Origin of the sequence: Pseudomonas sp. NFACC04-2, assembly GCF_900119265.1 — a bacterium.
GTDB classification, from domain to species: Bacteria; Pseudomonadota; Gammaproteobacteria; order Pseudomonadales; family Pseudomonadaceae; genus Aquipseudomonas; species Aquipseudomonas fluorescens_AA.
In genome coordinates this window covers 236,921-251,190 of record NZ_FPJC01000003.1, presented here as the reverse complement: position 1 = coordinate 251,190, position 14,270 = coordinate 236,921, and the positions used below count along the sequence as shown (strand labels likewise).

The following is a 14,270-nucleotide window of genomic DNA, read 5'->3' as shown; positions in this document are numbered from 1 at the left end:
GCGCCATGACCGTTGAATATCATTTCCCCGTCTCCTCTACCGCCACGCCCGCGCGCGTGGATGGCGTCGTGATTGGCGTGCTGCTGGATGTGCCCGGGGCGGACGCCCCGGTGGTGGCCTTCCCGGGCTGCCCCGGCGAAACGGGCCTCGCCGCGCGCACCACCACCCCGCTCTCCCGCGAAGACATCGGCGCCCAGGTCGCGCTGATGTTCGAGGCCGGCGACCTGACCCGGCCGCTGGTGATCGGTCGCATCCAGCGCCTGCCGCAAACCACGACGCCAACCGCCGCCCACCTGGATGGCGAGCGCCTGGAGTTCACGGCAGAGCGGGAAATCGTCCTGCGCTGCGGCAAGGCGAGCATTACCCTCACCCGTGAGGGCAAGGTGCTGATCCGTGGGACCTATCTTTCGAACCGGTCATCCGGCGTGAACCGTATCAAGGGCGGTTCGGTGCAGATTAATTAGAAGGTAGGCGATCCATGGAACTGCTCAACGCCAGCAAATTGGTGGCTGCCTACACCCTGGGCATGGCAAGCGACGGCCGCGAGTCCCTGGTTGTGGTGGCCAAGGGTACTTTCGATCTTCCGTTGGACGGCCGCGCCGCGACCCTCGCTGACACCCAGCAACCGTTGCTGATGGCCGACACTTTTCTTGGCGAACCGGGCCTCAGCGCTCCTCGGCAGGAAATGGACTTCGCCCCGGTCAAGCCATTTTGCGATGTACTGGTGTGTGGCAAAGCCTACGCACCAGGCGGCCGGCCCGTGACACAGCTGACCGCAGGCATTCGGGTTGGTCAGATGAGTAAAGCCTTTTCCGTCCTCGGGCCCCGGCGATGGCAACCGGGGCTACTGGGTGTTTCTCCCGGTTTGCCGCAGCCCTTTACCGAGCAGGACATCTCTTATGCCCAGGCCTACGGAGGGTCCCATCCCATGGCCAACAAGCCGGACATGCTGCATGAGTATCCGGACAATCCGAGTGGTTGCGGTTGGTTTCCAGGCAGCACCGGCAGTGCTGAAATCGCGGGCAAGTCCATGCCGAATACCGAGGAACTGGGCAAGCCGATCGACAGCCCCTCCGGCGACTTTCGCCCCATGGCGCTCGGTCCCATTGGCCGAAGCTGGCCGCAACGCGTCCGTTTTGCCGGTACTTACGACGATGCCTGGTTGGCCGACTGTTTTCCGTTTCTGCCCGGGGATTTCGACAGTCGCTACTTCCAGGCGGCCCCTGACGACCAGCAGGTTCCTTACCTGCGTGGCGGCGAGGACGTTCTGCTGCTCAACCTCACGCCCCGGGAGCGCGCGAGTTTTCGCATCCCCGAAATGGACGTGCCGGTGACTTTCTTCCTGAAAAAAGGTGGTCATGAAACGGTGTCGGCGGTGATCGACACCTTGCTGATCGACACCGACGCTCGCCAGGTGCAGTTAACGTGGCGTGTCGCTCGCCCGCTACGGCGTAATATTTTCGAGATTGCCCAGGTGCTGGTCGGCACGATGTCCACAGCGTGGTGGCGTGCCCGTGAGCTGGGCAAGGATTACTACCCGTCACTTGGCGCCTTGGTGAAAGCCAAGCGATCTCCCGAGGAGACGGGCTGATGAGCGCGCTTTGCATCATTGGATCGGGAATGATCAGCGCTGTCGGCCTCAGCGCGCCGGCGAGCTGCGCGGCGATCCGCTGTGCCATCGACAACTTCCAGGAAACCCGCTTTATCGACCGCGCCGGTGAATGGCTGATTGCCGCGAGCGTGCCTTTGGAGCAACCCTGGCGCGGTCGCACCAAGCTGATCAAGATGGCGGCCCGCGCCATTGCCGAAGCACTGCAGACTACCCCGGGGCTTGACCCGGAAAAGACCCCGCTGTTGCTGGGGCTGGCGGAAGCTGAACGTCCCGGTCGCCTCGCCGGTCTCGATCAGGGACTGTTGCAGGCCATCGAAGCCGAACTGGGCATCCGTTTTCATCCTGGTTCCTACGTCATCGCGCGGGGCCGGGTCAGTGCCGCCGTGGCCCTGCTCAACGCGCGTGCGTTGATACATAAGGATGGCCATCGTCACGTGATCATTGCCGGGGTCGACTCCCTCCTTAATGGAGCGACCCTGACCGCTTTCGAACAACGCGAACGCCTGCTTACCAGCGAGAATTCCAATGGCTTTATCCCCGGCGAAGGTGCCGCAGCGGTGGTGCTGGCCGCTCCCGTTGCCAATGAACAGCCGCAATTGATCTGCATCGGTCTGGGTTTCGGTGTGGAACAGGCCACGGTAGAATCCGAAGACCTGCCCCTGCGCGCCGAAGGCCTGACCCAGGCCATACGGGCCGCCCTGGCCGAAGCCGGCTGCGGGTTGGAGCAGATGGATTATCGCCTGACGGATATCTCCGGCGAACAGTACTACTTCAAGGAAGCCTCCCTGGCCCTGAGCCGCAGCTTGCGGGTGCGCAAGGAGTTCTTCCATCTTTGGCACCCTGCCGACTGCATCGGCGAAGTCGGCGCCGCCATCGGCCCGGTGATGCTCGCCGTAGCCCTGGCTGCCAGTCGCAAGGGTTACGGCGAAGGACCGAACATTTTCTGCCACCTGGGCAACGACGCCGGCCAACGTGCCGCCGCGCTGCTCAGCTACCAGATTGTGAGGGCCGCCTGATGGCCAACGAAGTTTTCGCCAATAATATGGAAGTGTCCTGCAAGGCGGCTGACGGCAAGTCGATCGCCTGCTTCCCGGATGTCTGTTTCACCCCACCCCAGGCCCCGCCCACCCCGCTCGGCGTGCCCATCCCCTACCCCAATACCGGTATGGCCAAGGACACCACCAAGGGCAGTCGGACGGTGAAGATCAGCGGCAAGGAAGTGATGCTCAAGGACAAGAGCCACTTCAAGACCAGCTATGGGGACGAGGCTGGGAATGCGCCGAAAAAGGGGATCGTCACGACCCGGAACAAGGGGAAGGTGTATTTCACTTCCTGGTCGATGGATGTGAAGTATGAAGGCAAGAATGTTGTCCGGCACATGGACCTGACCACCCATAACCATGCTTCCCAGCCGGGCAATACCGTGCCTTGGCCTTATTCCGACCGCATGGCCCTCGCCGAGGACCTGGGCCAATGCGAAGGTGAAAAAAAACGGGTGAACGATGCTTGCGACACCAGTAAGAAAGTGGTCTGCCCAGATATAGACAAGCTGAAAAACGTCCTCAAAGACCGCAACGCCGCAAAGAAAACGGCAGGCGACGGGTTTCAGACTGATCCGGCTTATCTAGCGGCACACACCGGAGTACAAAGCGAGTATTCGTCGTTGGCCAAAACCATCAACGCCGACCCTTGCCAAAAGGCCCTGCGCTGTTTTCTCGCGCCGTACAAGCCCAACAGGTGTTGCCCAGGACAAACCGGAGACCACCTGATCGATTCGGCATCCTTTACCGAAGGACCGGCCTTCCCGGGTCAGCCCAGAAACCAGCACCCGACGAAAGCCGGCTGGAGCAAATACCAGACCGACAAGGCCCCGGTCATGTGCGTGGAGGGCCCCAACCAGACCACCGCCACCCACGGCCAGATGCATACCCGACGTGGGGTGGTGGCCTTGCATGAGGCCGATGCAAAAGGCGAATGGCCAAGGTCCAAGGCCACGGCGACAGGGGCCAAAGCCGCCAAGAAAACCTTTCCGGATTCCGACTGCTCCCAGGAGTGCCTGGAAGCCCAGTTGAACAAGTACCACGACAAAGCAAAGGACCCAGGCGATGAGAAGCCGATCAATGCCCGAGCGTCCATGACGAGTGATCCAGCTCAGCGCGCCAAGGCTGCGGCCGAGATGATCGGAAGCGAGTCTTCCCGTTAATGAACTTACGCTAGGAGATCAGATGGACACTCAAGACTCACGATTCAATGGACTTAGCATCAGTACTGGAGTCGTTCGCTACTCAGACCTCAGCTATTTGATTGCGACACACGATGCCGCCACCAGCGAAGGCTACATAGATTCGATATTGATAACGCTGGACGGTGGAAATTGGGGGGCAGGCACCGTTCCATGGCTCGCCTGCTCAGGCACGGTCTGCCATGTACCGGCCGAGCGTTACGTGGTTCTGGGCGCAGATGGATCAGTACGTACCAGTGGCGGTGGCGTGATTAAAGAAGAGGCCCCCATCGCAAGCTGCGCAGTAGATCCCAAAAAACGCGGCCCTCTGCGCGAAATCCGCGGCATCGCCAAAGGCCGCGCCTACGCCGTAGGCACCTGCCGCCAGGCCTACGTCCGCGATGACGAGGACCAGTGGCGTTGCATCGATCAGAGCGCACAGGTCGGCGACACCCCCATCACCGACACCAGCTTCGAATCGATCGACGGGTTCAGCGAACAGGAAATCTACACAGTCGGTTGGGAAGGCGAAATCTGGAAGTACGACGGTTCCGTCTTCACCCAGCAGAACAGCCCGACCAACTTGGCGCTCTACAAGATTCGCTGCGCGCCGGACGGTTTTGCCTATGCCTGCGGCCAGCTCGGAACCCTGCTGCGGGGCCGCGATGACCAATGGGAAGTGATCGAGCATGACAGCACCCGGGAAGACCTCTGGGGCATGGAGTACTTCGATGGACAGCTATACGTGTCTTCCACCTATTTCGTCTATCGCCTGGAGGACGGCAAGCTGATCCCCATCGACTTTGGCGACGACGCACCGCGCACGTGTTATCACCTGAGCGCGGCCGACGGCATCATGTGGTCCATCGGTCCCAAGGACGTCATGGAGTTCGATGGTGCGAACTGGAAACGGTGCCTGCAAATTGACTGACCCTGCCTGCTCGTACATCAGGATCGATGGCTGATGAAAACACTGCCCATCGTCCTTGATCTGCATGTCGAGGAAGCGAGTTTCCTGGCCGTCCTGCGCGATGATGCATTACGCGCACCCCACTACGACCTGGACGATCTCCGCACACTCGACGAGCGCATCGACGCACATCTCGACGGCCTGCGGATCGCCGGCCCCACGGGCTTGCAAATCCTGCTGGCCCAGCTCGGTCCCCACGCTATCGGCGAGATGTTTGCCAGTGTGGTGCTGGCTTTCGAGGCGGGTAACGCGCAGGTGTTGTCGCGACTCAGCGAGCACATGCGAAGTACCATGGGAAGCGCCGTGGAAACGGAGCGCGGTTATCTGATGGCCCTGGGGTGGCTCGACTGGGAACGGGTGTCGCCCTGGATCGACCGCATGCTCGCCTCCTCCGAGCCCCTGTTCCGCCGCCTCGGCCTGGCCGCCTGCGGCATGCATCGCCACGACCCCGGCCCCGCCCTGCTGGCCGGCCTTTCCGATGCCGACCCAAGCGTGCTGGCACGTGCCGCCCGCACGGCGGGCGAACTGCGCCGGCGTGACCTGTTCCCGACGATTCGTGCCCACCGCCAGCATGCAGACGCCGCCACGCGCTTCTGGGCTAATTGGGCCACTGTCCAAATGGGCGATCAGCAGGCCTTGGAGCCTCTGCGCTCATTCGCCGAGCAACCGGGCGAGTTCCAATACCGCGCGCTCTGCGTACTGCTGGCTTGGCAAGAACGCGAACCCAGCATCGCCTGGATACGGCAGTTGGTACAGGATCCCCGAGATCGGCGCATCGGCATCCAGGCCCTTGGGCTGCTGGGCGATCCGGTCAGCGTGCCTTGGTTGATCCAGCAGATGAGCGACCTGCCCTATGCCCGCGGCGCCGGTGAAGCCTTCAGCCTGATCACCGGCGCTGACCTGGCGTTGCTCGATCTGGAACTGCAGGCCCTGCCGGATTTCGATGCAGGCCCGAACGACAACCCTGAAGATCCCAATGTCGCCATGGACCCCGATGAAAACCTGCCCTGGCCCGACCCGCAGGCAATCGAACGATGGTGGCAAGCCAACGGCGGACACTTTCAGGCGGGGACTCGTTACATGCTGGGATTGGCCCATAGCGAACACAGCTTTCAGCAAGCCCTTGTCCGCGGTCAGCAACGCCAGCGCATCGCCGCGGCCTGCGGTCTCGCCCGCTTCCGGCCAGACGAGGTGCTTTTCCCTGCCAGCGCACCGGCTTGGCGGCAAAAGCGGTTGTTGGGGATGACAGCGGTGTTCGGGCGTTGATCAAGATGTTTATATAGCGCAATCACTTATCCTCTCTGGAGGCACCATGCCAAACGCAACTGGACAGAACCCTGTGGCACTCATCAGTGGGGTTGGCAGTGAGATCGGAATCGGCATGGCGATCGCGCGCAGGCTGGGCGCCGCCGGCGCCCGATTGCTCGTCACCGCGAGCAGTGCTCGCATCCTTGAACGCGTCGCGCAGTTGCGTGCCGAAGGGTTCGAAGTCGAAGGGCGGGCCATCGACCTTACCGATGAAAACCAGGTGCGTGAGTTTATGGTGTGGGCCGAGTCCGTCTGGGGGCAGGTCGACATTCTGGTGAACAATGCGGGCATGGCCATGCAAGACAGTCCAGAAAGCTTTTCCGAGTTGGCGGTCATGGACCTGCACACTTGGAACCTGACATTGGCGCGAAATCTCACCACGGCTTTTCTGCTGACACGGGCTGTTCTGCCCGGTATGCGGGCACGCCGATACGGGCGCATCGTCAACATCAGTTCCACGACCGGCACACGCTGCAGTAACCCTGGTGAAGCGGCTTACAGCGCCGCAAAGGCCGCGATGGTCGGAATGAGCATGAGCCTGGCACTGGAAGTCGCCCAGCAAGGGGTCACTGTAAACAGCGTGGCTCCCGGCTGGATCGCCACAGGGTCGACCACTGCCGAGGAAGCCACCGCGGCAGGCTACACGCCGATGGGCCGGGCGGGACGTCCCGAAGAGGTGGCGGCACTGGTGGCTTTTCTGGCGTCTTCAGAGGCGAGCTACATCACGGGCGAAGTCATCGTGGTGGATGGCGGCAACTGCCTGGTGGAGAACAAGGCCCCTTGACCTGAATCCATGGCAGTACCTTTTCCCTGCGGGAGCGAGCTTGCTCGCGATGAGGGCAGCCAATCCAGCATCCCTGCCACTGAATCACCGCGATCGCGAGCAAGCTCGCTCCCACAGAGGGCTGGGCCAGTCATTTAAATAGTTCACTGCTCATGAAATCAATGAACACCCGCAATTTCGGCGCCAGGTGTTTGCTTGAGGGCCAGAGCATGCGGAAGGTGCTCTGATGCCTGTTGAAGTCGTCCAGGACGGTGACCAGCTCACCGGCCGCGATGGCCTTACGCACAGTGAAATCCGGCACGCAGGCAACCCCCAGCGCATCATGCACCACGTGCAGCAACGCCTCGGTAGTGTTGCAGACCAGGGTCGCCGGCAGGTTGAGTTCCGGCTCCCCGTCCCCGTTTACCGGCCAGACTTGCATCTTGCCAGTACTGGGAAACTTGTATAACAGGCAGGCATGGCGCAGAAGATCCGTCGGTACATGCGGTGTGCCGTGTTCGGCGAAGTACCGGGGCGAACCGACCACAACGAGCTTGAACGGGCCCAACGGACGGGACATCAGCCGGGAGTCGTTCGGCTCTCCGGTCCGAATGACCGCATCGAAACCCTCCTCGATGATGTCCACTAGCCTGTCGGAAAAATCCAGGTCCAGTTCAATACTGGGGTAGCGCCGCATGAAGGCGATCAGCGTCGGCATGACCAGGTCCGCAACGAGGGGCAGGCTCACGCGCAGTTTGCCCCGTGGCGCTTGGCGAGTTTGCGACAGTTCCTGTTCGGCCGCTTCGACTTCGCAGAGAATGCGCCGGCAACGTTCGAGGAACAGCGTCCCTTCCGCCGTCAGCGTGATACTTCGCGTGCTGCGGTGAAACAGTCGCACACCCAGCCGCTCCTCGAGCCGGGCGACGCTTTTGCCCACCGCCGAAGACGAAATGCCCAGCGCCCTGCTCGCCTCTGAAAAGCTGCGGGTTTCGGCCGCGCGCACAAAAAAATCAATACCGCTCAGTGATTCCACGCCAGGCTCCCATTGCGGATATTTTTTCCGATGTGTTGTGCACTCTAGCATTCTTGTCTCGACAAAGAGGGGCACCTACCGTAGTCGAACTTATTAATCTGCGATTGACCGCGTCGTCCCGGCGGGTCAGGAGCGCTCCAAACAGGTGACACATGACGATTGCCAACACCCATATCGAGGCCGATGCCGAGGTTGTTCAAGACCCTGCGCCGCTCCCCATCGGATCACTGTTTGCACTCGCACTGGCGGCGTTCGTGACCATCCTCACCGAAGCCTTGCCCGCCGGTCTTCTCTCACAGATCAGCGAAGGGCTGGCGATCTCCGAAGCCCTCGCCGGCCAGTTGGTCACGGTCTACGCGGTCGGTTCCTTGCTGGCGGCCATTCCATTGACCGCCGCGACCCAAAGCATGCGACGCAGATCGCTGTTGCTAACGGCCATCGCCGGTTTCGCCGTTGCCAATACCGTCACGACGTTTTCTACCCATTATGGTTTGACCCTTGTCGCGCGCTTGCTGGGTGGCGTATCGGCCGGCCTGCTGTGGGCCTTGTTGGCCGGTTATGCCGCCCGCATGGTGCCCGAAAGCCAGAAAGGCCGAGCGATTGCAATCGCCATGGTGGGCGCGCCCTTGGCGTTATCCCTGGGCGTACCGGCTGGCACGCTGCTCGGCAATCTAGTCGGTTGGCGAATGAGCTTCGCCCTCATGAGCCTGTTCGCCGTGGCCTTGATGGTCTGGGTACGACTCAAGGTGCCTGACTTTCCCGGGCAGGCCTCCAACAAACGTCTTGCCTTGGGCCAGGTCTTCACCCTGCCGGGCGTTCGTTCGGTGTTGTTCGTGGTACTGGCTTTTGTCCTGGCGCACAACATTCTCTTTACCTATATCGCTCCGTTTTTGACGGCGGCGGGCCTGGGCGATCGAACGGATCTGGTCCTGCTGGTCTTTGGCGTCGCGTCGTTACTGGGGATCTGGGTCGTCGGCGTGCTGATCGACCGCCACCTGCGGGCGCTGACGCTCGCAGGTACGGTGCTGTTCGCCCTTTCGGCAATGATGCTCGGGGCAATGAGCGACAGGCCAGCGGCGGTGTATATCGCGGTGGCCGCTTGGGGGGTTGCTTTCGGAGGGGCTGGGACGCTGTTCCAGACGGCCATCGCCAAGACTGCCGGAGACGCGGCGGATCTGGCCCAGTCAATGCTGGTCACGGCCTGGAACCTCGCCATTGCCGGCGGCGGAATCGTCGGCGGCATCCTGCTCGACCACCTGGGGGTCGTGGCGTTTGCGCCGGTCCTGGTCGTTCTCCTGCTGCTGACATTGGCGGTGGTGTGGTCGGCCAGGCAGTACGGGTTTACAGCAAACCTGCGCTGAACATGCATGCGTTCATGAATAGCCATCAACGATAGACATCAGTCACTGACAACAACAGCGTGCACCTTCACGGGGCACGCTGATTCGCATGATCAGGCAATAATCAGCCCGGATCGTGCAATCCCCCCCAACCATTCCTTCCTATAGTTAACCAGAGCCAAACCATCTGGAGCTGGTCCCCTATGAGCGCCCTGAACATAAACGGCCGTGAGTACACGGTCGACGTCGACCCTGGCACCCCTATTCTCTGGACCCTGCGCGACACGCTGGGCATGACCGGCACCAAGTTCGGCTGCGGCGCGGCGCTGTGTGGCGCCTGCACCGTGCACCTGGATGGCCAGGCCATTCGTTCCTGCGTGACGCCCATCTCCGCCGCTGAAGGCAAGAAGATCACCACCATCGAAGCGGCAACCAACGGCAGCGATCCGGTGGGCAGCGCCGTGCACGAGGCGTGGGTCAAACACGACGTGGCGCAATGCGGCTACTGCCAGAGTGGCCAGATCATGAGCGCAACAGCTTTTCTAAAGGCCCAGCCCAAGGGCAAGCAGCCTACGGCGGCCGAGATAGACTCGGCCATGGCCGGCAATATCTGCCGCTGTGGCACCTACGCCCGAATCCGCGCCGCGGTGGCAGATGCCGCCAAAGCCCTTGCCTGATCGGAGCTGACCATGCTGAACGAAATCTTCCCAAACGAGCTCCCTCGCGCTTTGCAACATATGCTTGAACGCGGCGAGGATGACGGCCTTGCTGCCCTGCCCCGGCGCAGCTTCCTCAAGATCGTCGGCATCGGCGGGCTGGCCTTGGGGGCGTTTCCACACCTGGCCCTGGCGCAGGAAGCCCATGGCGCCGTCGCAGCGCCGCTCAAACCGACCCAGCAACCCTCCGCCTTCGTGCAGATCGCGCCCAATGGCGAGGTCACGGTAACCATCAATCGATTGGAGTTCGGCCAGGGCGTGCAGACCGGCCTGCCCATGATTCTCGCCGAAGAACTGGATGCCGACTGGAGCCTGGTGCGCAGTCGCAACGGCAGCAACGACGCGGCCTACATGGACCCGGCGTTCGGCATCCATCTCACGGGGGGTTCCAACACGATCAAGAACAGCTACACCCAGTACCGCGAACTCGGCGCGCGAGCGCGCGCCATGCTGCTGAGTGCGGCCGCCGCGCGCTGGAACGTGGACGTGGCGAGCCTGACCACCCAGGCCGGCATGGTGCTCGGCCCGGAGGGCCGTAAAGCGAGCTACGGCGAACTGGCGCAAGCCGCGATGGCGATGCCTGTACCCGAGCAGATCACCCTCAAGGATCCCAAGGATTTCCGCATCATCGGCCAGGCCACCACACGCATCGATGCCAAGGCCAAGAGCAGCGGCCAGCAGGATTTCGGCATCGACATGCACCTGCCGGGGCAACTGACGGCGGTCGTCGCCCGACCACCGGTGTTCGGCGCCAGAATCGCTGCCCTGGACGACAGCGCGGCGCGGGCCGCCAAAGGCGTAAAGGCCGTGTTGCGCGTACCGCTGGATGGCGGCGCTGAAGGCGTCGCGGTGGTCGCCGACAGCTACTGGCAGGCAAAGCTGGCACGCGATGCGCTGAAGGTGCAATGGAACACGTCCGCCGTGGAAAAGGTGGACAGCGAAAAGCAATTGGCTCAATACCGCGAGCTGGCCAGCCAGCCCGGCCCGTTACACTTCGATGCCGACATGACGCCGCTTGCCAGCGCGCCGCATCAACTGGACGCCGAGTTTGTGTTCCCCTACCTCGCCCATGCCCCCATGGAACCGCTCAATTGCACCGTGCAGCTTGCCGGCAATGGCGCTCAGTTGTGGGTCGGCACGCAATTCCCCGGCGGCGATGCGGCGGCCGCCGCCAAGGTGCTGGACCTCAAGCCCGAGCAGATCCAGGTGAACGTGCAAACCGCTGGCGGAGGTTTTGGCCGGCGCGGCGTACCCACTAACGATTTCGTGGTGCTGGCTTGCGAAGTGGCCAAGGCCGCCCGCACCGCCGGCGTCGATGCGCCTATCCGCACACTCTGGAGCCGGGAAGACGACATCAAGGGCGGCTACTACCGCCCCATGCATCTGCACCGTGCGCGCATCGGTTTTGATGACAGTGGCAAGGTTCTCGCCTGGGACCACGCCTTGGTTGGCCAATCGATCATCACCGGCACCGTGTTTGGCGGGCGGGTGAAAAATGGCATCGACCCGACCGCTACCGAGGGCCTGCGCAACCCGTATCCGCTGCCCATGCGGCTGACGGTGCATCACCCGAAACTCAACGTCCCCGTACTGTGGTGGCGCAGCGTCGGTTCCACCCATACGGCTTTTGTAATGGAAACACTGATCGACGAGATCGCCCGCACCACCAAACAGGATCCGGTGGCGTACCGGATGAAGTTGTTTGGCGACCAGAGCCCACGCCATAGCGCGGCGCTGCAATTGGCCGTGGACAAGAGCGAGTACGGCAAGCGCCAGCTACCGGCGGGCCATGCCTGGGGCGTGGCGGTCCACGAGTCGTTCAGTTCGGTGGTGGCTTATGTGGTCGAGGCCTCGGTGCAGGATGGCCGTCCGGTGCTGCACAACGTGACCGCTGGCGTGCACTGCAACCTGGCCGTCAACCCGCGCAGTGTCGAAGCCCAGGTCCAGGGCGCGGCGCTGATGGGCTTGTCGATGTGCCTGCCCGGGGGCGCCATCACCCTGAAAGACGGTGTCGTGCAGCAGAGCAATTTCGCTGACTTCAGCGTGCCGCGCATTACCGACATGCCGGAGTTCGCCGTCCACATCGTGCCCAGCGCCGAGCCTCCCACGGGTATGGGCGAACCCGGCCTGCCAGCGTTGGCCCCGGCGTTTGCCAATGCCGTGGCGAGCCTGACAGGCAAACCGTTGCGTGAGTTGCCGTTCAAGTTGGCGTGACCGGCGCGTGAGGCTGCCTGGCCGCAATGCCAGGCCAGCCTCACGATCACAAACGAATCCGCTTGATATCCCGCTGCGGGGGCTCTCCAAACAGGCGGCTGTATTCACGGCTGAATTGCGAGGCACTTTCGTAGCCAACCAGCCCCCCTGCACTGCTCGCGTCGACCTTCTGGCTCAACATCAATTGCCGAGCAGCTTGCAGCCGCAGTTGCTTCTGGTATTGCAACGGGCTCATCCCGGTCACGGTCCGAAAATGCTGGCGGAAAGTGGAAGGACTCATGTGCGCTTGCGCCGCCAGGTCGTCCATGCGCAACGCCTGGCGAAAATTCAGTTTCAGCCAGGCGACCGTCTTGGCAATGTGTTGGCTGGGTGAACCGGCGGCGATGACATGCAGCAACTGCGGCGCATGGGCACCGTTCAACAGGCGAGCGACAACCTCTTCCTTGATCAGCGGGGCCACGGTCTCAAGCAACTGCGGCTCGTCCAGCAGGTCTATCAAACGCCTCAAGGCATCCAGCACCCCGGCATCCAGCGCCTGTACGGTAATCGGTCGAAACGCGTCATCTTTCATGCGTTGTGACAGCTGCATGCGCTCGGCCACTTGCATCACCATCGTGCTGTCGAATCTCAACATCAGGCCCAGGAACGGTTTGGCGACGCTGGCCTGGGATACGTGGGAAATGACCGGCAGGTCCACGCAAGTCACCATGGACTGGCCGGGAGCATAGGTCAGTATCTCGTCCCCGATCATGGCCTGCTTGCGGCCTTGCAAGGTCACGCCAATGCCCAGGCCGTAGATGCAGTGCATGGGCGCTGTGATTGCCTTGCGCCGATGCAGGCTCAAACCGGCGATGGCGGTCATCTGGTCACCCTCGCCGGGCACAAGCTGGCTGACCGAGCCGGCCAGGCGACTGAGGTCTCGGGCGGCCGTGTCGCTTTTGAAATCGGTGTGCACACTTCACTCCTTGAAAGATCGGGCCCACGACTTGCGGTGATGCCGAACACTGCTCGGCATCACCGCAAATCGTTGATCAATATGGACGCAGTATGCTGGGTCGGCGGTTCGGATCGCTTGCCTGATTGGCGCAAATTCTTGCACGATTCAACGAGCCGAAACCGGCGCAGGTCATCCAAGCCTATGTATTGCAAGATGTTTCGTTGACTGAAAATGCACAAAGTGACGGCTGGGCTCGAAACTAAAGTCCCTGGAAGATATAGCCGGTTGACCGTTGATCATCCAACGCGACACCTGCTTGGAGCAGTCGTTGGGCCAGGGCCGGCGTTTCGACCCGCACTTTCCAGTTCAGGCCAGTCGGTGCCTCCGGGGCGCGGTCGTAGCGAACGATTGCTTCAGCCAACTGCGCACGATCAGGCAAGTAAACGGCCAACGCATTGCCCTTCCAGGCGGCGACGGTCATACCCAGCGCTTCACACAGCGCAATCTTGGCCTGGGCATCGTCCCTGTCCGTCTGGCGGGAACGTTCGATTTGATCGGCCAGGATCGGATCGACGACGCGGTCGGTAAACAAGACATCCCCCGTCTCCCAGACCTCGGGAGGACAGACCTTGTCGGCTGGACGCAAGGTAATGAGCGGATTGATTTCCATCGGGTAGATTCGACAGACCAACGGCCGCTCTTCATAGATGCCGCAACGACCGTCGTCGCCGAGATTGTGGCACTGGGTCAGGGCATTGCCGGCCAACACCGCAACGACTCGGATCCGGGCATCGCCACTGGTGACTTCCACGGCTCTTTGGGCGCTGTGGGCGAATTGTCGGGGCTCCGAAGGCCAGGTCGACTCATCGAACGCCTCCAGCACGACCGCCACCTCATGTCCGCGTTGCAACCATTGCCTCGTCTCGTCCAATGTCAGTGGAATCAGCCGACCTTTGCAGCAAATCCCACAGCCATTGCAGGCAAAACGGACCGTGTTGTTTTCCATATCAAGCACTCGCACACATGTTTTCGACCGCCTTCGGCAAGCTCCGCCACTGCGATACAGCTGTGGCAGGGCCTCCGGGCCGCGAGAGTATGTGGAGCGAAACGCCAATCCGCTTGCCGGATCCGCCGACATAGTTGCCTGATCCAAGGT

13 protein-coding genes are annotated in these 14,270 nt (G+C 62.2%); 10 read left to right on the top strand and 3 right to left on the bottom strand.

All coding sequences use genetic code 11. The annotated features are described in order from the left end of the window. Nucleotides 1-5: 5 nt before the first annotated feature. The 7 genes from BT125_RS05615 to BT125_RS05585 are packed head-to-tail and all read left to right on the top strand — an operon-like array spanning nucleotide 6 to nucleotide 6,895. Nucleotides 6-464, top strand: coding sequence for a DUF6484 domain-containing protein (locus BT125_RS05615; protein ID WP_072405564.1), 459 nt, complete (start codon nucleotides 6-8; stop codon nucleotides 462-464). Between the two features lie 14 nt (nucleotides 465-478). After that, nucleotides 479-1,591 carry a DUF2169 family type VI secretion system accessory protein gene (locus tag BT125_RS05610; protein ID WP_072405563.1) on the top strand — a complete coding sequence of 371 codons (1,113 nt, stop codon included), beginning with the start codon at nucleotides 479-481 and terminating at the stop codon, nucleotides 1,589-1,591. After that, nucleotides 1,588-2,628: a hypothetical protein gene (locus BT125_RS05605; RefSeq protein ID WP_139271684.1), complete on the top strand. Its 1,041-nt coding sequence runs from the start codon at nucleotides 1,588-1,590 to the stop codon at nucleotides 2,626-2,628. The genes BT125_RS05610 and BT125_RS05605 overlap by 4 nt, the downstream gene beginning before the upstream one ends. Further along, entirely contained in the window at nucleotides 2,628-3,815 is a 1,188-nt protein-coding gene (locus BT125_RS05600) for a PAAR-like domain-containing protein (protein ID WP_072405561.1), read from the top strand. The genes BT125_RS05605 and BT125_RS05600 overlap by 1 nt, the downstream gene beginning before the upstream one ends. A gap of 22 nt (nucleotides 3,816-3,837) precedes the next feature. Further along, a complete protein-coding gene (locus BT125_RS05595; protein ID WP_072405560.1) occupies nucleotides 3,838-4,764 on the top strand; it encodes a hypothetical protein in 927 nt (308 codons plus the stop codon). 33 nt (nucleotides 4,765-4,797) lie between these two features. Then, on the top strand, nucleotides 4,798-6,069 hold the full coding sequence (locus tag BT125_RS05590; protein WP_072405559.1) for a TIGR02270 family protein: 1,272 nt from the start codon (nucleotides 4,798-4,800) through the stop codon (nucleotides 6,067-6,069). A gap of 46 nt (nucleotides 6,070-6,115) precedes the next feature. After that, the gene (locus BT125_RS05585) at nucleotides 6,116-6,895 is read left to right on the top strand and encodes an SDR family NAD(P)-dependent oxidoreductase (protein WP_072405558.1); all 780 of its coding nucleotides are present in this window, start codon (nucleotides 6,116-6,118) and stop codon (nucleotides 6,893-6,895) included. A gap of 130 nt (nucleotides 6,896-7,025) precedes the next feature. Here BT125_RS05585 and BT125_RS05580 read toward each other — a convergent pair whose 3' ends face one another. Beyond that, nucleotides 7,026-7,907: a LysR family transcriptional regulator gene (locus BT125_RS05580; RefSeq protein ID WP_072405557.1), complete on the bottom strand. Its 882-nt coding sequence runs from the start codon at nucleotides 7,905-7,907 to the stop codon at nucleotides 7,026-7,028. Between the two features lie 152 nt (nucleotides 7,908-8,059). On the opposite strand from BT125_RS05580, the gene BT125_RS05575 reads away from it, so the two are divergent. The 3 genes from BT125_RS05575 (at nucleotide 8,060) to BT125_RS05565 (ending at nucleotide 12,177) form a co-directional block, all read left to right on the top strand. Continuing rightward, complete coding sequence (locus BT125_RS05575; RefSeq protein ID WP_072405556.1) at nucleotides 8,060-9,268, top strand: MFS transporter; 1,209 nt, start codon at nucleotides 8,060-8,062, stop codon at nucleotides 9,266-9,268. 182 nt (nucleotides 9,269-9,450) lie between these two features. Beyond that, the gene (locus BT125_RS05570) at nucleotides 9,451-9,924 is read left to right on the top strand and encodes a (2Fe-2S)-binding protein (protein WP_072405555.1); all 474 of its coding nucleotides are present in this window, start codon (nucleotides 9,451-9,453) and stop codon (nucleotides 9,922-9,924) included. A 12-nt stretch (nucleotides 9,925-9,936) separates the two neighbouring features. Further along, a complete protein-coding gene (locus BT125_RS05565; RefSeq protein WP_072405554.1) occupies nucleotides 9,937-12,177 on the top strand; it encodes a xanthine dehydrogenase family protein molybdopterin-binding subunit in 2,241 nt (746 codons plus the stop codon). Between the two features lie 46 nt (nucleotides 12,178-12,223). Here the strand turns inward: BT125_RS05565 and BT125_RS05560 are convergent, their stop codons facing one another. Together BT125_RS05560 and BT125_RS05555 are read right to left on the bottom strand one after the other, a co-directional pair. Then, a complete protein-coding gene (locus tag BT125_RS05560; RefSeq protein ID WP_060742388.1) occupies nucleotides 12,224-13,132 on the bottom strand; it encodes an AraC family transcriptional regulator in 909 nt (302 codons plus the stop codon). Between the two features lie 241 nt (nucleotides 13,133-13,373). After that, nucleotides 13,374-14,120: a YkgJ family cysteine cluster protein gene (locus BT125_RS05555; protein ID WP_072405553.1), complete on the bottom strand. Its 747-nt coding sequence runs from the start codon at nucleotides 14,118-14,120 to the stop codon at nucleotides 13,374-13,376. Between the last annotated feature and the right edge of the window lie 150 nt (nucleotides 14,121-14,270).